Here is a 26394-nt window from a genome sequence, read left to right on the forward strand (position 1 = left end):
CCAGCGGATACGCCCAGGACCCGTCGGGCTGGGCCGTCCGTGGTCACGGGCGGAAGGCCGGGTGGTCCGACGCCATCACCGGTTGAGGTGAGGGCCGGCCCCGGGTGGTGTCGGCTATCGAGGTCTCCGCAGGTGCGATCAGCCCCCGAGCGCAGGCTCACCGACTCGGGCAGGCAACTGCTGTTCACAGACCGCCTCCACGAATTCGCCGGTCTGCGCCTCCGGCACGCCGTGCGCGATATCCGCCTCGGTGATGATCCCGACCAGCCGGCCGCGTTCGGTGACGGGCAGGCGGCGGATCTGGTACTGCTGCATCAGCGCCAGTATCGCCCCGAACTCCGTATCCGCCTCGACACTGCGCAATTCGTCGCCCTGCGCGAACTCGCCGGCGGTCGCCGTCGCGGGATTACGTCCCAGGGCCAGGCAGTTCACCACGATATCCCGGTCGGTGACGATTCCGACCGGATGCCCTTCCCCGTCACAGATCGGCAGCGCCCCGATATCGCGCTGCCGCATCTGCTGAGCGGCGGTGTCCATGGTGTCGCGTACACCGATGGTCACCACCTCGGTGTGCATGAGCTCGCGTGCTGTGATCATCGTGCTCTCCTTCCACCGGGATGCAACCTGCCGGGGTCCTCCTCGCTGCGAATGCTCTGTCCTATGGTCCGCGCCGGTGTGATCGCTGTCCAGACTCGACCGGTATCCGGCCGGAGGCGTATATCGATCCGGTGCCAGGGACGCAACCGCCCTCGCGGAAACCCGGTTGCCCACCGGACCGAACCCGTGACAGCATGCAAACGCAACAGATGTCGCTATAGTGGCCGGAAATCGCAGCCGCTGTATCACCGGACACCACCAGATCGACCGGAAGCGAGCTATGCCCACGACCCACCGACGCGCACATATCGCGATGATCGGTATCCCGATCGTCAGCCACGTCCTGCCGAGCCTCGAGGTGATCCGCGAACTGGTGCGCCGGGGCCACCGTGTCACCTACGCCAACGACCCGGTCGTGGCCGAGCTGATCACCACCACCGGAGCGGCGTTCGTCTCGTGCACTTCGGCGCTACCGGTCGCCGACAACAACTGGCCCGACGACCCGATCGCCGCCGCGAGCCTGTTCCTCGACGATGCCGTCGCGGCACTGCCCCAGTTGCAGGCCCACTACGATCGCGATCCGGCCGACCTCTACCTGTACGACATCGGTGCCTACGCCGCACGCGCCCTCGCCGAGAAGCAGCAACGCCCACTGCTGCTGTTGTCCCCGACCTTCGTGGCGTGGAACGGCTACGACGAGGATGTCGCCGCCCACTTGCGACAGCTGCCCGGCGCCGGCGACTACCGGGCACGATTCGCCCGATGGCTCGCCGAATGCGGAGCGGCCACCACCGACGTCGACACCTTCTCCGGCCGTCCCGCACGGACCGTGGCTCTCATCCCGCGTGCGATGCAACCGAATGCCGAACACGTCGACAGCGATACGGTGACCTACACCGGCCCCTGCCTGCCTCAGGGCGATTCCGGCACCTGGGCCCGCCCCGGCTCGGCCGAGAACGTGCTGCTGATCTCACTGGGCTCGGCGTATACCCACCGGCCGAAGTTCTATCGGCAATGCCTGGCCGCGTTCGGTGACCTGCCGGGCTGGTATGTGGTGCTACAGACCGGGAAATACACCGACCCGCAGGAACTCGGCACCATCCCCGCGAATGTCGAAGTGCACTCCTGGGTTCCGCAACGGTCGATCCTGGAACAGGCCGACGCCTTCGTCACGCACGCCGGCATGGGCGGCAGTGCGGAGGGGCTGGCAGCCGGAGTGCCCATGATCGCTGTGCCACAGGGCGCCGAACAGTCGGTGAATGCCGACCGGCTGGTGGAACTGGGCGTGGCCCGGCGGATCGATACCGAGCAAGCCACCGCCGAAACACTGCGCGCAGCCTTGAACGATCTCCTCACCGACGAAGACGTGAGTCGCCGGTCTGCTCAGCTACGTGCACAAGCCCTCGCCGAGGGCGGTACGAGCATGGCCGCCGACCTGATCGAGAACCTACTCGGCTGATCCGCATCGATCGGGGCCGGTCCATAATCACGAAGCCCCACCGGCCAGGGCCTTTTCGGCCCTCCGGTACGGGAGCGTCGCCCGCATCCGCCACCGCATGCCGCGTCCCAGGATCGACGACGAGCCGGGAAGACCGATTGCCCTGTCTGCGCCGGAAGCGAGTAAGCGAGGGCGGCCGACCGCCGAACACACGGGATCCCGTGACCGTTGTGGTCGGCATCGACCCGCGGGGTGCTCAGAACAGCACCGGGTAACCCATCCGTGTGTGGCGAATCGCCGTCCCGGTAGTCATCACCGCAGACCTTAGCAAAAGTGCGCTTATGGCGCGATCTGTGGGATACATGTCGTTGACGCCATCCACGGTACGGCGGAAGGTGGGAAGTGTGCAGCAACGCCGTGTCGTATTCGTCGTCTTCGACGATTTCCAAGCGCTCGACCTGGTCGGCCCCTACGAGGTCTTCCGAGGTTCCGGTGAGTACGACTGCCAGATCGTGGCCTCACGTCCGGGCTGCGTGCGATCCGACAGCGGTTTACCGGTAGGAGTCGATTGCAGCGTGGAGGACGTGGACCCGGTCACCGTGGACACGCTCGTAGTCGTCGGCGGGCCCGGTGTCGAGGCCGCCCGAGATGAACCCCGCCTCATGCAATGGATCCGGTCGGCCGCGGGAGCCCGGCGCGTCGCCTCGGTATGCACCGGCGCGTTCCTGCTCGCCGCCGCGGGCCTCCTGGACGGGAAACGGGTTACCACGCATTGGGCGTTCACCGCACAGCTCGCCCGCGAGTATCCCCGGGTGGGTGTCGACCGCGATCCGATCTTCGTGCACGACGGAAACATCTGGTCCTCGGCCGGCGTAACCGCCGGGATGGATCTCGCCCTGGCTCTCGTAGAGGATGACCTCGGCCGCCGGGCTGCCCTCGAATTAGCGCGCTACCTGGTGCTTTTCCTACGCCGGCCCGGCGGACAGACCCAGTACAGCACGGCGCTGTGGCGACCGCAGCCCGCGACCGACCCCGTACGGGCGGCGGTGGCGGCCATCCATGCCGAACCGGGCGCCCGGCACAGTATCGGCGATCTCGCAGCCCGGTCCGGTTTGAGTCCCCGCCACTTCCAGCGCCGCTTCACCGCCGAACTCGGCGTCGGCCCGGCGGCCTATGTCGAGCAGGTCCGGATCGAAGCCGCCCAGACCGCACTGATCGATGGCGATCCGGTCGGCGCCGTCGCCCGGCGGTGTGGTTTCGGTACTGCCGAATCATTGCGCCGCGCCTTCCACCGCCGACTCGGGGTGTCACCCGCGGACTACCGGGACCGCTTCCGCTCCACCACTGCCACTGCCATCACGGCGAAACCCGCCGCAACTGCCTGACCGGCACCGCCCTGTCCCAGCCCAGCAATCTCGACCGGCCCCGGCCGTCCACCGGCATGCGTCTGCCGCATGTCCTTTCACCCCGAGGAGTTCCCATGTCCCTGGACCTACCGGCCACGCCCCTGGCGCGCGCGGCGCAGACCGTGATCGATACCGAACTGACCCCGGCCCTACGCAATCACAGCGTCCGCTCGTTCCTGTTCGCCCGGGCCGCGGCCGCCGACCGCGGACTGCGGCCCGGCGTGGACTACAACGAAGAAACCATGTACCTCATCTGCACCCTGCACGATATCGGCCTGGCCGAAATCGCCAACGGCGATCAGCGTTTCGAGGTCGACGGCGCCGACTACGCCGCCGAATTCCTGGAGTCCCAGGGCGTGACCGACGAGCGCGTCGATATCGTCTGGGATGCCATCGCTGCCCACACCACCGGCCTCAGCAACTCCCCCGTCTACCGTCGCCGCCGCCCCGCCGCCATCTGGGTCGCTGTCGACGGTATCGCCATCGATATCGGCGGCAACGCAGACATGCTTCCCCGGGGATACGCAGACCGCGTACACATGGACTATCCGCGACTCGGCGGAATCCGCGCACTGACCCACCTCGTCGAAGAACAGGCCGTAGCGAATCCCGCCAAGGCACAACCGGGTTCGCTGCCCGGCGAAATCGTCCGCCTCACCCACCCGGAACTCGCCCCCAGTTGGCAGGACGTCATCGCCGCCGGCGGGTGGGGCGACTAGCGACGCGCCCCAGCACGAATCCTTCGTCTCCCATTTTCCACCGGTCAGAACAGTCAGGAGCCTGCCGTGACCGATCCCGGTGTCACCTTCATCAACGTCATCGAACTCCCCGCCGAGGCGGTCGACGAGTTCATCGTCCACTGGCGCGAACGGGCAGCCCGTATGCGGGCCGCCCCCGGCTTCCGGGATGTCCGTCTACACCGCGCATTGCTTCCGGATTCCCGGTTCCAGCTGGTCAATATCGCTCATTGGGACAGCGCCGAAGATTGCCGTGCCGCCGGTGCCGATCCGATGGTAACGGCCTCGGTAGCGGAAGCGGAGAAGTCTGCCGTTGCGTACCCGAGCCTCTATCGAGTTGTCGCCGAATTCAACTGAACCGCGAAATCATCGACCGACGAAATGAGAGAAGCCCCGGCGTCAGCGCCGGGGCCCAGGTCCATGCCTCGGCGGAATCCGGGCGCTGACTCCGCGGGACCGAACCGGTCCCGTGAGTGTGCGTACCGTGCGCAGACCGGGCACCTGACCAGCCCGGCAACCGGCGCGACCACCGTCGACATTATCCGCCATTGACAAATGGCACATTCATAACTGATTCTTACAGATATGAACAGGTCGACGAAGACCTCACTGCCGGTGTCCACGGCACGGAAGGTGGGCTGACATGCTCGGACTCGATATCTTCCGGCCCTTCGGCCCGCCGCCGCGCAGCCGTGGCGCCCGGGCGGTCGTCACCGGCGCGGGCAGCGGTATCGGCCGGGCCTTCGCCCACGAGCTGGCCGCTCGCGGGGGCCGGATCGTCTGCGCCGATATCGACGAGGATCGTGCGGCGGAAACGGTGGCATTGATCGGGCGCGAGCATCCGGGCGTTGCCTACCCGTTCCGCTGCGATGTGGCGAAACGCGACGATGTCGAGGTGCTGGCGCGCTACGCGGAATCCGTTTTCGACGGCCCCGCCACGCTGGTGATCAACAATGCCGGGGTCGGATCGGGCGGGCTGCCCATCGGCGAGATCGGTTTCGCCGAATGGGAGCGCACCCTGGGCATCAATCTGTGGGGCGTCATCCACGGGTGCGAGATATTCGCTCCACGGCTGCGCGAGGCCGGCCACGGCGGGTTCATCAATGTCGCCTCGGCCGCGTCGTTCGGCACCGCACCGCGGATGGCCGCCTACAACACCGGCAAGGCCGGGGTGCTCGCGCTGTCGGAAACGATGGCCGCGGAATTCGGCGGGACCGATATCGCGGTGACCGTACTGTGCCCGACCTTCGTCCGCACCAATATCGCGCGCGACGCACCGGTCCCCGCGGGGCCCCGCGAACTCGCCGGCACCCTGATGCGCTGGACCGGGTTCTCTCCGGAGAGCATCGCCCGCACCACGCTCGACGCACACGACCGCGGCCGGTTGCACGTCGTCCCGCAGCCGGACGCGCAACTCCTCTGGCTACTGAAGCGGCTGTTCCCCGGCCAGTGCACGGCTGTGGCCGGGCTGCTCGCGCGACTGCTGCCCGACGAGGAAGCGGCAGTGTCCATCACCCCGGAAAGAACTGGAGTCTGATATGGCGACCATGGACTTCGACGATATGCTCGGCAAGATCAAGGACCGGCAGTGGGCGCTGGCCGATATCGATTGGGACGCACCGGGCGCGGAAACGCTCACTCCCGAACAGCACGCCCGGCTGAAGCCGTTCATGGCGGATCTGATGTGGATCGAGAACGTGGGCGCGCGGGGTTTCGCGGCGATGGCGAGGAAAGCGCCCACCGAGACCCTGCGGGAGATCTACCGCTGGTTCCACGCCGAAGAACAGCGGCACGCCAATGCCGAACTCGCCCTGATGCGGCGCTGGGGGATGCTGGACGGCGACGAGATCCCGCAGCCGAATGTCAATGTCAAACTCGTGATCGATTTCCTGGACAAATACTCCGACGATATGTCGCTGTCGTTCCTGGGTACCGTGATCCCGATGCTGGAGGTCGCGCTCGACGGTGCCCTGGTGAAGTTCATCATGGACGAGATCGACGATCCGGTCTGCCAGGAAACGTTCCGCCGGATCAATGCCGACGAATCCCGTCACCTCGCTGTCGATTTCGCGGTGATGGATGTACTCGGGCACGCGGAGCTGCGCAAACTGCTCATCGACCTGGTCGGCGGCTGGGTGAAACCGACGTTCCTCATCGGCGTGCTCAGCTATGTGCCGCTGCTGAACAAGATGCGCGACAATATCGTCGCGATGGGCGTGGACGAGCAGAAGCTCTATACGGCCATGGAGCGCTACCGGAAAGTAGGCGAGCGTAGCGAATTCGTACGCCGGCTCCCGATGTATCAGATCGTGAAACTGCAGGCGAACTGGGTCGTCGACCGCGGCCACCCCTATCACCTCCTCGCCGACGCGCTGGTGAAGATCACCGGGGCCATCCCGCGGCAGCTGCTGCGCAAGGATCCGACCTGGTCGAAAGAGCTGACCTACACCCCCGCTGCGTGAACGAGGACATCATGACCACCAACCATGCGGCGGTGCTGGATGTCGCCGTGATCGGTGCCGGCTTCGCCGGAATCGGCACCGCAATTCGTCTACGTCAGAGCGGTATCGGGAATTTCGCCGTATTCGAACGGGGTTCCGCGATCGGCGGCACCTGGCGTGACAACACCTATCCGGGCGCCGCCTGCGATATACCGTCGCGGCTGTATTCCTACAGTTTCGCACCCAATCCGGAGTGGTCGCACACCTACTCGGGTAGTACCGAAATCCTCGGCTATATCGAGTCGATCACGGCGAAGTACGAGGTCACACCGCATATTCGACTGCAGCACAACGTCTCCGGGATGTGGTTCGACGAAGAAGCCGGGCTGTGGAATATCGCGTTCGAGGGCCGCGAACCTGTCCGGGCGCGGGCGGTCGTGCTGGCGTCCGGGCCGCTCACCGAACCCGGCTTCCCCGATATTCCGGGGATCGACACATTCACCGGGCACAAAATCCACAGCGCCCGATGGGATCACGATTACGACTTCACCGGTAAACGGGTCGCGGTGATCGGCACCGGCGCAAGCGCGGTCCAGATCATTCCCGAATTGGTCCGGAAGGCCGGCTCGGTCAAGGTTTTCCAGCGCACGCCCGGCTGGGTGCTGCCCCGGGTCAACCGCCGCACCGGCACACTGGCCAAGGAGATCTACCGGCAGGTTCCAGGGGCGGAAACGCTGGCCCGGCAGGCCTGGTTCTACGGTCACGAATCGGTGGCGCTGGGCGTCGTCTGGAATACCCCGCTCACCCGGGTGGTCGAATTGGTCGGGCGCGCGCAGTTGCGGCGCCAGGTACGCGATCCGTGGCTGCGCCGCCAGCTCACCCCGGAATTCCGGGCCGGTTGCAAACGCCTGCTCATGTCCGACGACTACTATCCGGCGCTGCAGCGCGACAACTGCAAACTGATCACCTGGCCGATCGCGCGAATAGCCCCGGACGGTATCCGCACGGCCGAGGGAATCGAACACCGGGCCGACTGCATCGTGTTCGCGACCGGCTTCGATGTCTCCAAGAAAGGCACTCCGATCCCGATCACGGGCCGTGACGGCCGGGTGCTCGCCGACGAATGGCGACGCGGCGCATTTGCGTACCGCAGTGTCACCGTATCGGGCTATCCGAACCTGTTCCTCACCTTCGGTCCCAATTCCGGCCCCGGACACAATTCGGCGCTGGTGTATATGGAATCGCAGATCGACTATCTGGTTCGCGCCATCCGGATAATCCTGGACCGCGACCTGACAATGCTCGACGTCCGCCCGGACCGCCAGGAACGTTACAACGCGACGATCCAGCGCCGGCTGGGCGCGACCACCTGGAATTCGGGCTGCCGGAGCTGGTATCTCACCGAGGACGGTTTCAACCCGACCATGTACCCGGGTTTCGCCACCCAGTACCGCCACGAGCTGCGCGACGTCGACCTCGACGACTACACGGTGACGACCGCCCGGAGCGATCATTCCGCCGACGTCGGTCCCGGCGTTCTGAGCGGCGGCTAGACTCGATCACTCGAGCCGGGGGCAACCGGGCGGTAGGCGGGCGAGGAGGTGCGGCGGAGATGCCGAGGTATCGGATCGACGATCTGGCCCGTGCCGCGGGCACCACCTCCCGCAATGTCCGCGCCTACCAGGAACGCGGTCTGCTCCCACCGCCGGCGGCCAAGGACGGCCGCGCCAGTATCTACGACGATTCCCACCTCGAACGGCTGCGCCTCATCGACGCGCTGCTGCAACGCGGGTTCACCACCGCGCATATCTCCGATTTCATCACCAGCTGGGAAACGGGTAAGGACCTCACCGAGGTGCTCGGCCTGCAGCACGCGGTCACGGCCAACTGGTCCCAGGAGGAACCGTTCGAGGTCTCCCGGGAACTGCTCACCACCATTCTCGGCGCACAATCCGAGGAACTGGTGGAGAAATTGCACCGGATGGATCTGGTCCGCACCGACGGCGATACCGTGACGATCACCGATACCCAGCTGCTCACGTCGTTCACCGAACTCCATGAGTACGGGATCGATCTGGGCACGCTGATCTCCGTATACGCCGAGGTCGCGACCCGGATCGACGATATCAGCGGAATCCTTATCCGCGCTGCGAAGAAGCATATCGTCGACGAACACGGGCCGGGTTGGCTCCCCGACACCAACGAGGAAATCGCCGCCACCACCCGCATGCTCAACACCATGCGCGAACTGGGTGTCGCCGCCGTGCACAGCAGCCTGGCTCGTTCACTGGACGCGACGCTGGCCCGCGAACTCGGTGACTATCTCGCCACCGCCGCCGAACGCGAACGCGAACGCAAGGCAGATCCCGCCCATCGCGGACGCTGATCCCGGCGGACATCAGCTGCCCATCGGACTGCCGGGGATCGAGCGCCCACTTCCGGTCGATCTGTGGTTTCCGGCGGCGAGCGTTCAGGCCGGAAAACGCAAGCGCAGCATCATGTCGTGGTCCTCGTGGTCGAGGATGTGGCAGTGCCAGACGTACCCGCGTAGGTCGGTGGGGTTGTCGTGGCTGTTGTGCACCGGACGGCGGCCTGGGTGACGCCCGGGTCCGTGGCTGTTCCCCGATGAGAGGTCGAGCCGCGGGAATGCGGCGTCGGGATCGAATCCCAGTTCCTCCGCCGTCGGGATGCGCACGATGATCCGGGTAACCGTTCCCCCGTCGGCCCGCACGATATCCTTCCACCCCTGCTCCCACGGGGGCACCGGAACCGGAGGGCCGGCGAGAAACCCGCCGGCCGGTGGCGTCCACCGGGTACCGACCGGCGGCTGTGGGTGGGCGGCCTGATATTCCAGCGTGCGGAGGGGGGTCCGGTCCAGCACTCGGAAGGTGACGAGGTGGATGTGAATGGGATGTGGGTCGGGGGTGATATTCACGATGTTCCATTGCTCGACCGTGCCCTGGCGCGGCATCTCGATATCGGGATCGGAATAGCGGAGATTGTTCAGCGTCATGATCGCCGGGGGTAGCCGCGTGACATCGTAGGGTTGACTGAGGGTGATGTTGCGGACAACCGTCGGTGTCAGTGGCGCGGGTATCACCGCGGGCTGCCGATACCCGCCGCGCAACCGCTCCGGCACCGGGCCGGTGAACCCACGCCGCGGTTCGGCGCGGAAACGGCAGAACACCGGCATCGCCACCTGTCCGATCAGGCGCGCCTGGAATACCGGCTGCTCGTCGTTGCAGAGCTCTACCGTCTCCCCCGGCGCCAGCCCGGAGAAATCGACCAGCAGATCGATCCGCTCCCCCGCCGCCAAGCGGAAGTTCTGCACCGGCACCGGCGCATCGAGCAGGCCGTGTTCGTTGCCGATCACCCAGAACCGCATCCGGTTGCCGAAGAACAGGTTCCAGGTGCTGAACGAGGAGGCGTTGATCGTCCGGAAACGGTAGAGCCCACGCGCGACCGGCAGTTCCGGCCAGACCTTCCCGTTCACCAGTCCGGTGTCGCCCGCGCCACCGCCCTCCCAGCTCCCTTCGGGTACCACTATCGTGGACCGCAGACTCTGCTGCCCATCGGGCCGGAAGATCTTCTCCTGCAGCACCAGTGGCATCTCGAACTCGCCGTACGGCAGGCCCGGCGGATTCCCTTGCTCCCCCGTATCGAACTCGTCACGCAACAGGAGCATCCCGGCCAGGCCTGCGTAGACGTTGGCGCGGGTGACAGCCATCGGATGGTCGTGGTACCAGAGCGTCCCGGCGTCCTGCCGCAGCGGATAGTGGTGATCCACGCTCTGCCCCGGCATGACCAGTTGTTCCGGATGCCCGTGACTGTCCGGGGGTGTCACTCCGCCGTGCAGGTGCAGGGAGGCCGGAGGCACACTCCGGTAGCTTTCCTGTACGCCGTGCAGGCTGGTGTCCAGATCCGCTGCGAACGGATGCGCACCCAGAGTGTTGGCGAACCGTATGTGCAGTTGCTCATCGCGGTGGTGATCGATGGTCGGTCCGAGATAACTCTGCCCGTGATATCCGAATGCCGGCGCATCCGGCAGGTCCCGATGGAACCGATGCCTCGTCGTCGCCGCGGCCAAGTCCAGCCGCTGCCCGCGCACCACCGGAATCCGCGGCATCTCGTCCACGAACTTCGCCAGCTCCGGTGAATGGAAAAGCAGCGGACTGCCGGACGGTTGCGCCGCCGCCCTGCCCGCGGCGAGTCCGCTCAGCGCACCCGCCGCCCCGCGCAGTACTGCGCGCCGCCCGATCGGCCTGTTCATGGTCGTGCCTCCTGCTCGCACCGGGCGCTGACCATACCATCGAGTATGGTGCGGTGCTCGCGGAATCGTCAGAAGGCGAGCCGGCAGAGCGTTTTCCCTGTGGTGAGTCCGGACAGCATCGCCGGCAGAGCTGTGCTCGCCGACTCGATCCCGTCGAACACGGTCTCCCGGTAGACCAACCGGCCGTCCGCGAGGTAGCGGCCCACTTCCCGGCGCATCGATTTCTCGAGGTGCAGGAACGACCCCGCGCGGAAACCACGCATTCGCAGCCCCTTCGACACCATCGTGAACAGGTTCGGCGGCCCCTGCGGCACGGCGCCGTCGTAACCGGAGACAGCACCGCACAGCGCGATCCGGCCGGACGGACGGAGGATGTCCAAGGCGGCGGTCAGGTGGTCACCGCCGACATTGTCGAAATAGGCGTCGATACCGCCGGGCGCCAGCGCTGCCAGCGATTCCGGTAGCGGGCCGTCGTGGTAATCGAACGCGGGGATGCCGAGTTCGTCGCACAGGAACGCAACCTTTGCGGGGCTTCCGGCAGACCCGATCACGGTGGCGCCGCGGATCTTCGCGAGTTGCGCGGCCAGCACGCCGACAGCCCCCGCGGCGGACGACACCCACAGAGTGTCGTCCGCATCGAGATCCAGGATTTCGAACAATCCGACGTAGGCGGTGAGCCCGGCACTGCCGAGGGGACCGAGAAACCACTGGGGCGGTAGGTCTCCGGCATCGATCCGGGACGCTGCACCGTAGCCTCCGATGGTCTGCGTTCGAGCGCCGACCAGCGCATACTCCCGGTAACCGAGGGTATGCGACACCAAGTCACCGACCGCGAAATCCGGGCACCGGGATTCGATCACGGTGCCGAGGGCGAGCCCGGACAGCTCGTCGCCGGGGCGTAGAGGTGGGAGATACCCGTTCGGAGTTGTTTCGGCCAGCCGGATCCGAATCGACGGGTCGATCGACAACCAGGTGTTGCGCACCAGCGCCTCGCCCGGGCCCGGTTCCGGAATCGGCGCCTCGGCCAGCTCGAGGTCGGCGGCCAGTAGCTTCCCGGACGGCCGGCGGGCCATCCGCACGTGACGATTCAACGGCGTGTCCTTCACTACGATCCTCGGCATGCTTCAGCGCACGAACGCGATCTCGGGGGTCCGGGCGATGAGCAGGCGGCGCACCGCGCCGGTTGCGTCGAGTTGCGCGGTTGCATTGAAGGACGCCTCGAACACGCCGTCGCGGGTGGTGCGACCGACGACCATCTCGTATTCGCCGGCCACGGTGCCGATATCGATGTGGTGGATCAGCGTGCTCTTTTCACGTTGCGCCAGATAGGCAACCAATCCCGCTCGGTCGCCGACGAATTCGGCACTTTGGCCGCCACCTTTGGAGAACTGCACGGACATGGTGAAATCGGCGGCGATCATGCCGAGCACCCGGTCCGGGTCGTCGGAGTCCATATAGCCGAACCACCGGGTGAGTACGGGTACCGCCGTCGTCATGCCCGCGCCCCTTCGGTCGAGGACTGTGCCGGTATGAGCGCGAAATCCGCGCTGAACGAGACTTGATACCGGTCGATGAGGCCGTCGGCGCCGATATGCATGGCGGCGACGAACCAGCCGGTGGTCACGGAATCGTTCTCGGTGACCGCACCGTGGGCGAACTGCATATCGCCGTCGACGGCCACCCGGAGCATCCGGTGTTTGCGGTTCACCTTCGGCCTGCCGCTCAGGTAGTCGAACATGGCCGCACGACCGCGGCCCTGGTTGGCTCCTGTCGGCAGTATCATCGCGAACTCGACATCCTCGGCCAGCATGGCCGTCGCCTCCCGCAGTCTGCCGCTGTCGACCGTCGCGTAGTAGTCCTCGATCACGTGGGTCATGAAATGAACTTAGTTCAGCCAACCTCTTCTTGTCGAGAGGTTCAGCCGCTAGGGTCAGCATTATCGAATTGAACTCAACTCAAGGGGAGATTATGCCTCCGACCTCGGCAGCACCCGCCGAACACCCCTGGCCGGGCTCGGAACCGCCGGGATTGTCCCCCGATCCCGAACAGGTTCAACTGCGCGAATCGCTGCGGGGACTGCTCGGAAAGTACAGCAATATCGACCACGTCCGGGCAATCGCGGACACCGGCCTCGGCTACTCACCGCAACTGTGGCGGATGCTCGTCGACGAGATGTCGGTGACCGGCCTGGCCGTACCGGAACAGCACGGCGGCCTCGGCTACGGAACGGCCGAGCTGGCGGTCGTCCTCGAAGAATGCGGCCGGGCGCTGGTCTGCGAACCCGTCTACAGCTCGGCAGTCCTCGGCACACACGCACTGCTGACGGCACCGGAAGCCGAAGGCAATCCACTTCCGGAGGTTCTCGCCGGGAACCTCGTCGCCACGATGAGTTCGCTCGATCCGGCCACCGACGATCTGCGGGCGACGCCGAGTCCGCACGGATGGCGGATCGACGGCACGGTCACCCACCTCACCGGCGGGCGCAGCGCCGATATCGTCATCGCCTCGGCAGAAACGGCCGGCGGCCCGAGACTGTTCGCGCTGCAACCATCGAATGATGCAGTGCGCACGGACCTACGTGTACTCGACCCCACCAGGCGACAAGCCGATCTGACCGTGCGCGACTGCCCGGCCGTGGCACTCACCGCACCCGACGCCACCCCGGCGGCGCGCTCCCGGTTGCGCGATCTGGCGACGCTCGCCCTCGCCTGCGAGAACACCGGAATCATCGAACGCCTGCTGGAAATGACCGTGGAGTACGCCGCTACCCGGCACCAGTTCGGCCGGGCCATCGGCTCGTTCCAGGCGATCAAACACCGGCTGGCCGATCTGCTGGTCTCACTGGAACGCGCGCGGTCGGCATCGCGGTATGCGGCAGCACTCTATGCCGAGGACCCTCATTCGGCCCGCTTGGCCGTCGCGGTGGCCGGTGCGGTATGCACCGACGCTGCTGTTCACGCGGCGGCCGAGGCTGTGCAGCTACACGGCGGAGTGGGGTTCACCTGGGAACATCCCGCGCACTCCTATCTTCGCCGGGTATTGGGAAACGAAGCGGCACAGGGCGATGCGCGCACACACCGCACCCGTGTCGCCGCACTGATCGGCGTGTGACCAGCCGCGACGTTCGCCGGAAATCCGTATTGACGCGCTTCGCGCCGTCGAGTACAACTGAAGTGAATCCAGTTCAGGAAATGATCCCGAAAGAGGCTCCGATGATCGACACCGACCACATCGTCCTGGAAAAAGACGGCGATATCGCGCGCGTCTGGCTCAACCGCCCGCACAAGAAGAACGCAGTGACGGTGGAACTGCTGCACCGGCTCGACGAGATCATCGTCGAGGTGGACAACGATCCCGAGCTGAAGGTGCTGGTACTGCGGGGGCGCAACAACACCTTCTGCTCCGGCTTCGACCTCGACGAACTGCGCGAGAACTACGTCGGCAAAACCAATGCCATGGACGTCGCGGTGCTCTCCGCGAAGGTCTGCGACCGGCTGTACTCGATGAACACTCCGTCGGTCGCGGTACTCGAAGGCCACGTCACCGCGGGCGGGTTCGAGCTCATGATCTCCTGCGATTTCGCGGTCGCCGCCGAGGACGCCAAGATCGGCGACTTCCACATCCGGCGGGCCCTGTTCGGCGGGGCCGGCCCGATCTACCGGCTCCCCCGGATGATCGGTATCCGCAAGACCAAGGAGCTGATGCTCACCGGCAAGCTGCTGAACGGCCGCGAGGCCGCCGACTTCGACCTGATCAATGCCTGCGCCCCCGCCGCGGAACTGGATCAGCTCGTCGCCGATTTCATCGCTCCGATCGTGGACAAGAGCCCGTTCGCCATGAAGCTCACCAAGATGACCATCGATCGGGGTCTGGATGCCGATATCCAATCGCTGATGGTGATGGAACACCTCGCCGTCGGCAATGCCCTGCAGTCCGAGGACGCGCGCGAAGGCGTGAACGCCTTCCTGGAAAAGCGGGAACCGAAGTGGGTCGGGCGCTGAATTCCGGATAGCAGTCACAAATCGGAAGGGACGACATGGGCGAGCAGGTGAAACCGGTACTGGAAGGCAGTAGGTGCGCGGTATGCGGCACGGTGGGTTATCCGGCGAGCGCGCATTGCGCGCGCTGCGCCGCGCCGACCGCCGAACCGCTGACGCTGAGCACCGAAGGCGTGGTGTGGGCGCATACCGTGCAACGGTTCGCACCGAAAGCGCCGCCGTATGTCGTTCCCGCCGAAGGCTTCACGCCCTACGCGGTCGGCTATGTCGAACTGCCCGAGGGAATCCGGGTCGAGGCGATCCTCGACTGCGACGATTTCGCCGATCTGGACCGGGCACCGGTACGCCTCGTCGCGGTAGCGCCGGTGCCGCGGTTCGCCACCACACACCGTCAGCAGAGCGAGGTCCGGTGACCCAGCAGGTTTCGATCATCGGCAGCGGGTTGTCCCGCTTCGGCCGGCAGCCCGGGGTCACCGGGCGGCAACTCGCCGTCCAGGCGATCGGCAATGCGCTAGCGGACGCCGGGCTGACCTGGCCCGATATCCAGGTTGCCTACGGCGGCAGCGACGGGTCCGGATTGGCGGACACCCTGGTGGCCGAACTCGGTTTCACCGGAATCCCGTTCACCAATGTCAAGAACGGCTGCGCCACGGGTGGCAGCGCATTGTTCTCCGCGGTCAACGCGATCCGCTCCGGCGCCGCGGAGATCGCTCTCGCCGTCGGTTTCGACAAGCACCCGCGGGGCGCGTTCGACCCCGTCCCCGCCGATTGGGGTCTGCCCGAGGGCTACGGGTCGGCCGGGCTCATGGTGACGACACAATTTTTCGGCGCCAAGATCGGCCGCTATATGCGCGAGCACGGTATCTCCGAGGCGACGCTGGCCATGGTCGCCGAGAAGGCCTACCGCAACGGCAGTCGCAATCCGAATGCCTGGCGCCGCGATCCGATCTCGGCGGAGCAGATCCTCTCGGCCGAGATGGTCAACGATCCGCTCACCAAGTTGATGTTCTGCTCTCCTGGTGAGGGCGGCGCGGCTGTGGTGGTCGCAAGTTCGGCGGCGGTCCGCCGCCTCGGCGGCCGGCCGGTCCGGCTGCGGGCCATCAGCCATCGCACCCGGCGGTTCGGCTCCTTCGAGGTGTTCAGTCCGGCTGTCCAGGGCACCGGTGAACCGACCAGTGTCAGCGCGGATGCCGCCTCGGCGGTGTTCGAACAGGCCGGTATCGGACCGGCGGAGATCGGTGTCGCGCAACTCCAGGACACCGAGAGCGGTGCGGAGATCATGCATATGGCCGAATGCGGGTTCTGTGTTCCCGGGGAACAAGAGGAGGTGATCGCGGCGGGCGCCACCGAGATCGACGGCCGGCTGCCGATCAATACCGACGGCGGATGTATTGCCAATGGCGAACCCATCGGTGCCTCGGGGCTGCGGCAGGTGCACGAGATCGTGACCCAGCTGCGTGGTGAAGCCGGCGATCGGCAGGTACCGGGCGCGCCGAAAACCGGTTTCACCCATGTGTACGGTGCCCCCGGAATCAGCGCCTGTACGGTTCTGTCGGTCTGAGGTGGACACAGTGAACACACAGCAGTTGCCCGACCTCACCGAATTCACCGAGCAGGCCCGCGCCTGGCTTGCCGGTACGGCGGCACCGCGAACGGCATCCACCTGGGGCGCCGGTGACGATTCGGTGGCGGTTTTCGAGAACTGGACCGCCACGGAAGAACGCCGGCACACCGACCGCATCCGCGCCTACGAACAGGCCAAATTCGATGCGGGCTGGGGTGCACTCACCTGGCCCGCCGAATACGGCGGCCAGGGACTGCCGATGTCCTACGCGCTGGCCTTCCGCCGCGCCGAGGAAGAATTCGAGGTACCGCGGCGGACCGAGATGTTCTCGGTCACTCAGCAATTGGTGGCGCCGACGATCGAGCAGTGGGGCACCGATGAGCAGCGGGAAAGATATGTGCGGGCGATGCTGCGTACCGATCTCATCGCATGCCAGCTCTTCTCCGAAACCGAGGCCGGATCGGATCTGGCCGCGGTGCGCACCAAGGCCACCCGCAACGCCGACGGCGCCTGGACACTCGACGGGCACAAGGTGTGGACGTCCGGGGCCCGCGTCGCCGACCTCGGGGTCGCGGTATGCCGGACCGATCCCGCGGCGCCGAAGCACGCGGGACTCACCGTCTTCCTGGTGCCGATGGACGCACCGGGCGTCTCCGTCCGGCCGATCCGGCAGATGACCGGCGGGAGTTCGTTCAACGAGGTCTATCTCGACGGCGTCGTACTCGACGACGGATTGCGGCTCGGACCGGTCGGTAAGGGCTGGCCGGTGGCCCTCACCGTGCTCGCCGCGGAGCGGCTCGACGGCGCCGGGCTGGGTCTGGCGAATGCGGACCAGGCCGTGGAGCTGGCCCGCAACCTCGGCCGTCAACTGACCGAACTCGAACGCGACCGAGTGGCGGACCTGGTGACCCGCAGTTATGTGCAGCGGATCGCCGGAATGCGGGTGGCCGCGGCGGTGGTCGCGGGCCGCGATCCCGGACCGGAGGCGTCGGTCGGCAAATTGCTCGCCACCGACACCATGGCCCGGACCTCCGAGGTTGTGCGGCTACTGCTCGGCCGGGAACTCACCGCCGATTCCGGACGCTGGGGCACCTACGCCTGGACCGAACACGTCCTGGGCGCGCCCGGGTACCGGATCGCGGGCGGGACCGACGAGATCCAGCACAACATCATCGCCGAGCGGGCGCTCGGCCTACCCAAGGAGCCGCGGCCATGACGCTGGAACAGCGAGTGCGTGACCGGTTGCGCGCAGAACTGAATATCGAGGTCACCGGATTCGAATCACTGCCCGGCGGTCATTCGGGCCTCACCTACCGGGTCGCCACCACCGGTCCTGAGTTCGTGGTGAAGGCGGTGCCCGAGGGCCGCAAACCGGTCGGCCGCCACGATATGCTGCGGCAGGCGCGGGTGATGCGGGCGCTGGCCGATACCGATGTGCCGGTGCCGCGTATCGTGGCCGTCGACGAGGCCGAACCCGCGTGGTTCGCCATGGAATTCGTGTCAGGGGATTCGCTCGAGCCGGTCCTGGACGACCCGGCCGTCGAGCCCACCCTGGCGGCGGCACGAATGCGACGAGCCGCCGAGGTGCTGCCGCGGCTGCACGCGATCGATCCGGGCTCGGTGCCGGGCGCGGAAGCGGCACTGACACCGGCCGATGAACTCGCCCGCTGGGCGCGCACCCTGGGCGCGGTGCCGCCCGAGCTGGTCGCGGGCGGCGACCGGCTGCTCGGCCTGCTGGGCCGGCGGATCCCCGAACCCGTGCCCCCCACGCTCGTGCACGGTGACTACCGGCTCGGCAATATCATCGCCGACGGTACCGAACCGGTCGCGCTGATCGACTGGGAGATCTGGAGCGCCGGAGATCCACGCGTGGAACTCGGCTGGTTCCTGGTATTCGCCGACGGCACGAATTTTCCGGAGGTGGGCCGCACCGTGCCGGGCCTGCCCGATCCGGCCGAACTCGTCGACCGCTACCGCGCTGGTGGTCCAGAACTGTCCGACCTGCCTTGGTTCGACGCGCTCGGGCGGCTGAAGATGGCCGCGATCATGGGTCACAACCTGCGGCGGCACCGGGAAGGCCGGCACCACGACCCGGACCAGGAAAAGCTGCCCGCCACCATCAATCGCCTCATCGAGACCGGAACCGCGCTCCTCGCCGGTTGAGGTCCTCACCCGATTCAGGAGCCCTATCGTGGATTTCTCCTACTCCCCCCGCACCCGAGAACTGCTCGGCCGGCTCGGACAATTCATGGACGAGTACGTGTATCCCGCCGAGCGGGTGTACGACGAACAGATCGCCGCCGCGGACGATCCGCACGAACAACCGCCGATCATGCGCGAACTGCAAGCCGAGGCCCGGCGGCAGGGGCTGTGGAACCTCTTCATGACCCACGACGGCCTCGGTGCCGGGCTCACCAATCTCGAATACGCCCCGCTGGCCGAAATGGTGGGCCGATCGATCATCGGCAACGAGACGATCAACTGTTCGGCCCCCGATACCGGCAATATGGAAATCCTCGCCATGTTCGGTAGCGAGCAGCAGAAGGACAAGTGGCTGAAACCACTGCTGGACTGCAAGATCCGTTCGGCCTTCGCGATGACCGAGCCGGCCGTCGCCAGCTCGGACGCCACCAACATCACCTCCACCATCCGGCGCGACGGGGGCCACTATGTCCTCAACGGCCGCAAATGGTACATCTCCGGAATCCTCGATCCGGACTGCAAACTGATCATCTTCATGGGCAAATCCGATCCGGACGCCCCGGCCTATCGCCGGCAGAGCATGATCCTGGTACCCGCCGACACACCGGGTATCGAGGTACTGCGCGATCTGCCGATGTTCGGCTTCCACGACCGGCTGGGCCACGGCGAAGTGCAGTTCACCGATGTGCGGATCCCGGCGGAGAATATGCTCGGCACCGAGGGCGACGGTTTCGCGATCGCCCAGGGCCGGCTCGGACCGGGCCGGATGCATTACGCCATGCGCGCCATCGGGATGGCCGAACGCGCCTTGGAGCTCATGTGCCGGAGGTCGCTGGACCGGACCGCGTTCGGTGGGCCGCTGGCCGACCGTGGGGTGGTGCGGGAATGGATCGCGCGCAGCCGGATCGAGATCGATCAGATCCGGCTGCTGACCCTGCAAGCGTCCTGGCTGATGGATACGAAGGGTAACGCGGCGGCGCGCTCGGAAGTCGCGGCCATCAAGGTTTCGGCGATGGAGGTCGCGCACAAGGTGGTCGACCGCGCAGTGCAGACATTCGGCGCGGCGGGGGTCAGCAACGATACCGTTCTGGCCCGGATGCACGCCATCACCCGGGCCCTGCAGATCGCGGACGGCCCCAACGAAGTACATCTGCGCACCATCGCACGTCTCGAGGTGAAGAAATACCGATGAGCACAACGGATCTGAGCGGGAAGGTCGCGCTGGTCACCGGTGCGAGCCGTGGACTGGGGCTGGCCATCGCCCGCGGACTACGCGACGCGGGTGCCACCGTGATCGTCTCCAGCCGCAAACTCACGGCCTGCGAAACAGCCGTCGCCGCGCTCGGCGACGGACCGGGCAACGCGTATCCACTGGAATTACATGTAGGCCGGTGGGACACCCTCGAACCGGCGGTCGACGGGATCATCGAGCGTTTCGGCAGACTCGACATTCTGGTCAACAACGCCGGAATCGCCCCGTCGGCCGAGAATCTGGCGTCGGTCAGCGAAGGACTGTGGGACAAGACCATCGAGGTGAATCTGAAGGGCCCGTTCCGTCTCATGGCGGTCGCCGGGGCCCGGATGGCCGCCGCCGGCGGGGGCTCGATCATCAATATCTCGAGTATCGGTGCGGTGCGGCCGAGCCCGCCGGAGGCGATGTACGCCGCGGCCAAGAACGGGCTCAATGCGCTCACCATGGCCTTCGCCCAGGAATATGCACCGTCGGTGCGGGTGAACTGTGTGATGCCGGGCGGGTTCGCGACCGATATGTCGGAGCACTGGGACGACGAATTCGTGGGCAAGATCGTCGACCGGCTGCCCGCCGGGCGGCTCGGCGATCCGGCCGAGATCGCCGGGCTGGTAACCCATCTCGCGAGCGATGCCGCCGGGTATACGACGGGTGCGCTGATCCCGGTCGACGGCGGCCGTACCGCGGTGTACTGAGAGGCGGCACAGATGAATACACCGGTAGTGCAGGATCTATTCGGATTGACCGGCCGGGTCGCCGTCGTCACCGGAGCATCCTCCGGCCTCGGCGCCGGTTTCGCACGGGCGCTCGCCGGCGCGGGAGCCACCGTATACGCGGCCGCCCGCCGGGTGGACCGGGTACAGGCACTCGCCGCGGACGAACCGCGGATCATCCCGGTACGCTGCGATGTCACCGCCCCCGGGGACCGCGCCGGACTCGTCGACCGCTGCTACGAACAGTCCGGTCGCCTCGACATCCTGGTCAACAACGCGGGCCGGGCCGGGCCGCCGAATGCGGAACAGGAGACCGATGCCGAATTCCGCGCCATCCTGGATCTGAACCTGCTGGCAGGATTCCACCTGGCGACGTGTGCGGCGTCCAGGCTCCCCGAGGGGGAACGCGCGTCGTATATCAATATCTCCTCGGTGATCGGCCTCGTATCGACCGCGCCGATCGGGGGCGCGAGCTACGCCGCGTCGAAAGCGGGGACGCTCGGATTGACCCGTGAACTGGCGGGGCAATGGGGCAGGCGCGGTATCCGGGTCAACGCCGTGGTCCCGGGATGGTTCGATACCGATATGACCGACGGCCTGTTCACCGACGAGAAATCCGCGGGCTGGGTGCGGCGCAACACCATGCTCGGCCGGGGCGGCCGGGCGGGTGAGGTGGACGGGGCCGTGGTTTTCCTCGCCTCGGACGCGTCCTCGTATATGACCGGACAGGCGCTCGTCGTCGACGGCGGCTGGACGGCACGCTGATGCTGGCCGTTCAGCTCACCGCATGGGGCGCAGAACCCGAACTCCGCGAGATCCCCACCCCGCGGCCGCGAGGCGAAGAACTGCTCGTCCGCGTGACGGCGGCCGGTCTGTGCCGTTCCGACCTCCACGTCATGGACGCCCCGGCCGGCAGTTTCGACTACTCGCTACCGCTGACCCTCGGCCACGAAGTGGCCGGGACCGTCGTAGACGCGGGACCGGCCGCCGACCGGGGCTGGCTCGGAGAACACGTGGTGGTGCACGGCATCTGGGGCTGCGGCGGCTGCCGTAACTGCCTGCGTGGCCGGGAGAACTATTGCCTGCGCCTGCGACCGCGCGACGGTCGCGGCGCACCGATCGGGAACGGACTCGGTTATCCGGGCGGTCTGGCCGAAGCGGTGATCGTTCCCGCGGCCCGGTTCCTGGTGCGTTCGGCCGGTGTCGATCCGGTGGTCTGCGCACCACTCGCCGATGCCGGGCTGACCGCCTACCACGCGGTCCGCGAACATCGCGATCTTCTCGACGCCCAGAGCGTCTGCGTGGTGATCGGGGTCGGCGGCCTGGGACATCTCGCGCTCCAGGTACTGCGTGATCTCGGCGCCGGACGTATCGTCGCGGTCGACACTCGCTCCGACGCCCGGGATATGGCCGCAGAGCTGGGAGCCGGCGCCGTATTCGGCGATATCGACTCCGCCGCTTCAGCGCTGGGCGAGGGCGCGGACCTGATCCTGGATTTCGCCGGTGCTCCGGATACGGTCGCCCCGGCCGCCGCCGCACTCGCTCCCGGCGGACGGTTATCGGTGGTCGGCAGTGCGGGCGGACGCCTCGAGGCCGGTAAGGATGTGGGACTGGCGGCCGGTTGGGGGATCACTGCCCCGTTCTGGGGACCGCGCGCAGATTTGGCGGCAGTAGTCGATATGGCACGCCGGGGCGCGCTGCACGTCACCGCGCAGACCTACCCCCTCACCGCGGCGGTCGAGATCTACCGGCAGTTGCGGTCGGGTGGTATCACCGGCCGCGCAGTTCTGGTCCCGCCGGCGGTGAACGGCACAAACCGCCCCGCGGCGGATGGATAGCGAGTAAACAGAGAGCACAGCGGCACAAGGAACGGGTAGATGAAAGTACTGGCGCAGGAGATGGTCGAGCGGGCCCGCCGGGCTCCGGGCGACATCGCCGTGATCGACGAGCTCGGACAGCACACCTCGGGCGAGATCATGGCGACGGCGCACGCGCTCGCCGAACGTATCGCGGCCATCGACGGCCGGGGACCGACCGTGATCATCCAGGCGGACAACACCTGGCGCACGCTCGCCGCGGCGCTGGCCGTGGGCCTTCGGGGCGGTGTGGTGGCCGTGTTCAGCCCGCACGCCACCGAATCCGAATTCCGGTTCGCGCTCGCGGATATCGACCCCGATCTGGTGATCGCGGAACCCGCAGCCCTCAGTCGATGGGATGTCCCCGCGACGGAGTTCCCTGACGCTGCCACCGCCTTCGGCGACCATGTGCTCCGTTCGCGCGGCGTCCCGTTCGGCCCGGTACAGCGGTGGCGCGGCGGCAATGCCATCGCCATGACCTCCGGTTCCACCGGCCGTCCCAAATGCGTGGTCCAGTCCGAGGACGCCATCCGCTACGCCTGCCGCAGCACCATCGAAGCCGTCGGCCTGCGGCCGGGCGAATCGGTGGGTGCGTTCGTACCGCTGTCCTCGGTGGCCGCGTTCTGTTTCGGTATGTATCTGCCGGCCTTCCTGGGCGGCACCATGGTCACCCTCGGTCGATGGACTCCGGCGGCCGCGCTCGACGCCATGGCCGAGCATCGGATCGCCTGGACCATGCTGGTACCGACCATGGCTTTACAGCTCTCGGTCACCGCCAACAGCGCCGGCCGACTGGCCGGTATGCGGGCGATGACCGTGGGCGGCGGGCCGATGAACCAGCGAGCCCTGGCCGAGGCCGAGGCCAAGCTGGGCACCACCTTCCTCCGGGTTTTCGGAATGTCGGAATGCCTCGGTCATACGACCCCGCGGCCGGACGATCCCCCGGAAATCCGGCTGGGTCGCGACGGGCGGCCCTTCCCCGGCACCGTAGTCCGCGCGGTCGACGAATCGGGTGCGCGGCTGCCTGCCGGTGCGATCGGTGACGCCCAGGTGAAGGGGCCGTCGTTGTTCGTGGGTTATGCCCGTGGCGGCGTCCCCGGCCGGCCCGACCTCACCGCGGACGGATTCCTGCCCACCGGCGATCTCGTAGAGGTGGCCGCAGACGGTTCGATCCGGGTGATGGGCCGACAGAAACAGATCATCATCCGCGGCGGCCGCAATATCGATATCAACGAGATGGAGTCGGCGATCGCGGCACTGCCCGGAATCGTGCAGGTCTGCGTGGTTCCGGTTCCCGACGAGTTGCTCGGCGAGCGGGCGGCGGCGCTGGTCGTCGCCGACGGCGTGACGCCGACGCTGACCGGCATCACCGACCGGCTGGCCGCGGCGGGCTTCCCGAAGTTCAAATGGCCGGAATACCTTTTCCCGGTCACCGACCTGCCGCAGAACCGGGTCGGGAAACTGTCCCGGCCGGACGCGATCCAGCTCGCCACCCGGCTCGCCGCGGCTGACTCGAATTCATCTCAGGTTGGGCTGTAGAGTTGACCGACCCACACACAGCCGATATTTGGGGGCACAACTCATGACCGTTGACACCGGCGCCCGGCGGGAAAGCCCGCGGTCGAAACGCAGCAGCATCCTGACGGCCGCCATCGAGCAGTTCGGACGAGTCGGTTACGACCATACGAAATGGGCCTCCATCGCCGATGAAGTCGGTATCGGCCAGACCGCCCTCTATCACTACTTCGAGTCGAAGGCGCACTGCCTGCTCACGATCATGCGCCTCGAACTCGCCGATTCCGTCGACCGCTTCGTCTCGGCGACCGAGAACGAGAAGGATCCCGAGCAGGCCCTGCGCGCCGCCGTCGCCGCCGCTCTGCGCGCCGAGCCGATCGACGCCCTGCAACGCCGCATTCTGCAGAACCATATGGACCTGCTCGCCCAACCGCGCCAATCGGAGAAGGAGGAGGCCGAACGGCTGCGGTCGCGGGAACTGGTCCAGGAGATCGAACAGAATTGGACCGAGCTGATCGAGCGGGGCATCGAGGCCGGCGTTTTCGCCGGCGGCGATCCCAAGATTCTCGGCCGGATGGTACTGGCCGTGGTGATCAGCGTCTGGCGCTGGTATCGCCCGGACGGCACGCTCACCTTGGCGGAGATCACCGATACCGTCACCGATACCGCGGTGCGGATGGTGCGCGCCTGACGGCAACACCCGCACGGCGCGGACCACAGTTCCGGCACGCTCGGGCCGGTGGACCGGACCTGCCCGGCTCCCGGACGGCGACAGCGAACGGCGCCGGGGCACACCCTACCAACCTGAACAGAATTCAGTTAGGAGTACCTGTGTACAACCTCATCGTGCTGGCGTCCCGGCCCAGCGACTGGTCGCACGAACAGTTCATCGAATGGTGGCGCGGCGAACACGCCGAAATGACCTATCCGCTGCCCGGCCTGCTGCGCTGGCAACACACCGAACTACTCGACACCTTCGACGACAAATCGGCCGGCTGGGACGGGTTGTCGATCCTGAGCTTCGAATCCCGCGAGGCGCTCGACGCGGCGCTGGCCAGCCCCGAATGGAAAGCCGCCGTCCAGCATGTGGGCGCGATGCGCGGCCGCCGCATGATCTGGTTCGGCGAAGAGCAGACCATGGTGCCCCTGGGCGGCAGCGGCGAATGAGCACGCACTGGGCCGAGCCCGGCTGCTACCCGGTCGCCGACGGCATCCACCGCATTCCGCTGCAACTACCGCAGGACGGATTACGCGCGGTGAACGTCTATGCGCTGGAAACCGATACCGGACTCGTCCTGATCGACGGCGGCTGGCACCGCCCGGGCACCTACCGCGAGCTCACCGCCGGTCTCGCGCGGATCGGCCGCTCCCCCGACGATATCCACGATGTCCTGGTCACCCATATCCACCGCGACCACTACACCTTCGCGGTGGAACTGCGGCGCCGCCACGGCTGCCGAGTCCATCTCGGCGCCGGCGAATCTGCCGGACTCGCGGAGATCCGCGCACTCGGCAACAATGTGCCCACCAGTTCCCTGCGCGAACTACGCCGCGCCGGCGCCACCGATATCGCGGCACGTGCGTACGCCGACAGCATCGGCGAACCCTTCGACGTCGCCGACTGGGCAGCCCCCGATCGATGGCTGCAGCCCGGGACACTCACCCTCGGCGGGTACGAACTCGAGGTCCGTGCCACCCCGGGCCATACCAAGGGACACGTGGTTTTTCAGGACCGCGCCCGGCGGCTGCTGTTCACCGGCGACCATCTGCTGCCGACCATCACACCCTCCATCGGCTTCGAACTGGGCATCTGGGAGCTCCCGCTGGACAACTACCTGAGCTCGCTCGCTCTGCTCCGCGACGACGATGATCAGACCATGCTGCCCGCCCACGGCCCCGACGGCGGCAACGCCGGCCGGCGGGCCCGGGATCTGCTGGATCATCACGATCGGCGATTCGGGCAGATCCGCACCGCCGTCACCGAACTCGCCCCCTGCACGGGTCTCGAAGTCGCCCGCGCGCTGACCTGGACGCGCCGGGAGCGCCCATTCGACACCCTCGATACGTTCAATCAGATGGTGGCCGCCTGCGAAACGATGGCGCACCTCGATGTTCTGGTCGCCCGGAACGACCTGACCGGCGAAACAGACTCCGGTATCGATTTTTTCGCACCCGCGCTCTGACCTATCCGGGATCTGCCCGACAGTACCCAGCCCCTCCACGGACCGGTACCGGGCCCAGTCCCGCTTTTCGCACCGGCAACACCCACCACGGTGACCCGATCGCGTACCGTCTGCCATCCGCCCGCATCCCATAGCCGGGTGGGCACCGTCTGCTGCGTCGCCACTGTCATCAGCTCCGGGTGCCGGAGGCCTACCCCGGCCCGATCGCAGGCAATACGCCACTGC

At 67.0% G+C, this 26394-nt stretch carries 27 protein-coding genes; 22 read left to right on the plus strand and 5 right to left on the minus strand.

The annotated features are described in order from the left end of the window. Positions 1-138: 138 nt before the first annotated feature. On the minus strand, positions 139-597 hold the full coding sequence (locus NFL01S_RS22805; RefSeq protein ID WP_062978337.1) for a CBS domain-containing protein: 459 nt from the start codon (positions 595-597) through the stop codon (positions 139-141). Positions 598-877: 280 nt separating this feature from the next. Here NFL01S_RS22805 and NFL01S_RS22810 point away from each other — a divergent pair, with 280 nt between their 5' ends. From NFL01S_RS22810 to NFL01S_RS22845, 8 genes are all read left to right on the plus strand, one after another. Beyond that, on the plus strand, positions 878-2056 hold the full coding sequence (locus NFL01S_RS22810) for a macrolide family glycosyltransferase (protein WP_063916020.1): 1179 nt from the start codon (positions 878-880) through the stop codon (positions 2054-2056). 341 nt (positions 2057-2397) lie between these two features. Next, entirely contained in the window at positions 2398-3420 is a 1023-nt protein-coding gene (locus NFL01S_RS22815; RefSeq protein ID WP_210744850.1) for a GlxA family transcriptional regulator, read from the plus strand. 95 nt (positions 3421-3515) lie between these two features. Beyond that, positions 3516-4160 carry an HD domain-containing protein gene (locus NFL01S_RS22820; protein WP_062978338.1) on the plus strand — a complete coding sequence of 215 codons (645 nt, stop codon included), beginning with the start codon at positions 3516-3518 and terminating at the stop codon, positions 4158-4160. 66 nt (positions 4161-4226) lie between these two features. Beyond that, positions 4227-4535 carry an antibiotic biosynthesis monooxygenase family protein gene (locus NFL01S_RS22825; RefSeq protein ID WP_062978339.1) on the plus strand — a complete coding sequence of 103 codons (309 nt, stop codon included), beginning with the start codon at positions 4227-4229 and terminating at the stop codon, positions 4533-4535. Positions 4536-4821: 286 nt separating this feature from the next. After that, positions 4822-5715, plus strand: coding sequence for an SDR family NAD(P)-dependent oxidoreductase (locus NFL01S_RS22830; RefSeq protein ID WP_062978340.1), 894 nt, complete (start codon positions 4822-4824; stop codon positions 5713-5715). Position 5716: 1 nt separating this feature from the next. Next, positions 5717-6640, plus strand: a complete 924-nt coding sequence (locus tag NFL01S_RS22835; protein WP_062978341.1) for a ferritin family protein — start codon at positions 5717-5719, stop codon at positions 6638-6640. 11 nt (positions 6641-6651) lie between these two features. Beyond that, a complete protein-coding gene (locus NFL01S_RS22840) occupies positions 6652-8172 on the plus strand; it encodes a flavin-containing monooxygenase (protein ID WP_062978517.1) in 1521 nt (506 codons plus the stop codon). Positions 8173-8231: 59 nt separating this feature from the next. After that, the gene (locus NFL01S_RS22845; RefSeq protein WP_062978342.1) at positions 8232-9005 is read left to right on the plus strand and encodes a MerR family transcriptional regulator; all 774 of its coding nucleotides are present in this window, start codon (positions 8232-8234) and stop codon (positions 9003-9005) included. An 84-nt stretch (positions 9006-9089) separates the two neighbouring features. On the opposite strand, the gene NFL01S_RS22850 is transcribed toward NFL01S_RS22845, so the two are convergent. The 4 genes from NFL01S_RS22850 to NFL01S_RS22865 form a co-directional block, all read right to left on the minus strand. After that, positions 9090-10889 carry a multicopper oxidase family protein gene (locus NFL01S_RS22850; protein WP_062978343.1) on the minus strand — a complete coding sequence of 600 codons (1800 nt, stop codon included), beginning with the start codon at positions 10887-10889 and terminating at the stop codon, positions 9090-9092. A 68-nt stretch (positions 10890-10957) separates the two neighbouring features. Continuing rightward, positions 10958-12010: an NADP-dependent oxidoreductase gene (locus NFL01S_RS22855; protein WP_062978344.1), complete on the minus strand. Its 1053-nt coding sequence runs from the start codon at positions 12008-12010 to the stop codon at positions 10958-10960. Positions 12011-12013: 3 nt separating this feature from the next. Beyond that, positions 12014-12385, minus strand: coding sequence for a hypothetical protein (locus NFL01S_RS22860; RefSeq protein WP_062978345.1), 372 nt, complete (start codon positions 12383-12385; stop codon positions 12014-12016). Continuing rightward, positions 12382-12765 (minus strand): nuclear transport factor 2 family protein, encoded by a 384-nt coding sequence (locus NFL01S_RS22865; protein ID WP_062978346.1) that lies wholly within the window; start codon positions 12763-12765, stop codon positions 12382-12384. The genes NFL01S_RS22860 and NFL01S_RS22865 overlap by 4 nt, the downstream gene beginning before the upstream one ends. A gap of 92 nt (positions 12766-12857) precedes the next feature. On the opposite strand from NFL01S_RS22865, the gene NFL01S_RS22870 reads away from it, so the two are divergent. The 14 genes from NFL01S_RS22870 to NFL01S_RS22935 all read left to right on the plus strand — a co-directional run bounded on the left by NFL01S_RS22870 (position 12858) and on the right by NFL01S_RS22935 (position 26169). Next, the gene (locus NFL01S_RS22870; protein WP_062978347.1) at positions 12858-14000 is read left to right on the plus strand and encodes an acyl-CoA dehydrogenase family protein; all 1143 of its coding nucleotides are present in this window, start codon (positions 12858-12860) and stop codon (positions 13998-14000) included. A 101-nt stretch (positions 14001-14101) separates the two neighbouring features. Beyond that, a complete protein-coding gene (locus tag NFL01S_RS22875) occupies positions 14102-14890 on the plus strand; it encodes an enoyl-CoA hydratase/isomerase family protein (RefSeq protein WP_062978518.1) in 789 nt (262 codons plus the stop codon). Between the two features lie 35 nt (positions 14891-14925). Beyond that, positions 14926-15300 (plus strand): Zn-ribbon domain-containing OB-fold protein, encoded by a 375-nt coding sequence (locus NFL01S_RS22880; protein WP_062978348.1) that lies wholly within the window; start codon positions 14926-14928, stop codon positions 15298-15300. After that, positions 15297-16448, plus strand: coding sequence for a thiolase family protein (locus NFL01S_RS22885; RefSeq protein WP_062978349.1), 1152 nt, complete (start codon positions 15297-15299; stop codon positions 16446-16448). Before NFL01S_RS22880 ends, NFL01S_RS22885 begins: the two co-directional genes overlap by 4 nt. 25 nt (positions 16449-16473) lie before the next feature. Beyond that, positions 16474-17667 (plus strand): acyl-CoA dehydrogenase family protein, encoded by a 1194-nt coding sequence (locus tag NFL01S_RS22890; protein WP_062978519.1) that lies wholly within the window; start codon positions 16474-16476, stop codon positions 17665-17667. Further along, positions 17664-18614, plus strand: coding sequence for a phosphotransferase family protein (locus NFL01S_RS22895; RefSeq protein WP_062978350.1), 951 nt, complete (start codon positions 17664-17666; stop codon positions 18612-18614). The genes NFL01S_RS22890 and NFL01S_RS22895 overlap by 4 nt, the downstream gene beginning before the upstream one ends. A gap of 28 nt (positions 18615-18642) precedes the next feature. Continuing rightward, on the plus strand, positions 18643-19845 hold the full coding sequence (locus NFL01S_RS22900) for an acyl-CoA dehydrogenase family protein (protein WP_062978351.1): 1203 nt from the start codon (positions 18643-18645) through the stop codon (positions 19843-19845). After that, a complete protein-coding gene (locus NFL01S_RS22905) occupies positions 19842-20597 on the plus strand; it encodes an SDR family NAD(P)-dependent oxidoreductase (protein ID WP_062978352.1) in 756 nt (251 codons plus the stop codon). The genes NFL01S_RS22900 and NFL01S_RS22905 overlap by 4 nt, the downstream gene beginning before the upstream one ends. 12 nt (positions 20598-20609) lie before the next feature. Then, positions 20610-21380, plus strand: coding sequence for an SDR family NAD(P)-dependent oxidoreductase (locus NFL01S_RS22910; RefSeq protein ID WP_062978353.1), 771 nt, complete (start codon positions 20610-20612; stop codon positions 21378-21380). Further along, positions 21380-22453 (plus strand): NAD(P)-dependent alcohol dehydrogenase, encoded by a 1074-nt coding sequence (locus tag NFL01S_RS22915; protein WP_062978354.1) that lies wholly within the window; start codon positions 21380-21382, stop codon positions 22451-22453. Before NFL01S_RS22910 ends, NFL01S_RS22915 begins: the two co-directional genes overlap by 1 nt. A 39-nt stretch (positions 22454-22492) precedes the next feature. Next, positions 22493-24010 (plus strand): class I adenylate-forming enzyme family protein, encoded by a 1518-nt coding sequence (locus tag NFL01S_RS22920; RefSeq protein ID WP_062978355.1) that lies wholly within the window; start codon positions 22493-22495, stop codon positions 24008-24010. Positions 24011-24053: 43 nt separating this feature from the next. Next, entirely contained in the window at positions 24054-24677 is a 624-nt protein-coding gene (locus NFL01S_RS22925) for a TetR/AcrR family transcriptional regulator (RefSeq protein ID WP_062978356.1), read from the plus strand. Between the two features lie 140 nt (positions 24678-24817). Further along, positions 24818-25153: an EthD domain-containing protein gene (locus tag NFL01S_RS22930; RefSeq protein WP_062978357.1), complete on the plus strand. Its 336-nt coding sequence runs from the start codon at positions 24818-24820 to the stop codon at positions 25151-25153. Next, positions 25150-26169 carry an MBL fold metallo-hydrolase gene (locus NFL01S_RS22935; protein ID WP_062978358.1) on the plus strand — a complete coding sequence of 340 codons (1020 nt, stop codon included), beginning with the start codon at positions 25150-25152 and terminating at the stop codon, positions 26167-26169. The genes NFL01S_RS22930 and NFL01S_RS22935 overlap by 4 nt, the downstream gene beginning before the upstream one ends. Positions 26170-26394 lie beyond the last annotated feature (225 nt).

Origin of the sequence: Nocardia flavorosea NBRC 108225 (assembly GCF_001613385.1) — a bacterium.
Classification (GTDB): Bacteria; Actinomycetota; Actinomycetes; order Mycobacteriales; family Mycobacteriaceae; genus Nocardia; species Nocardia flavorosea.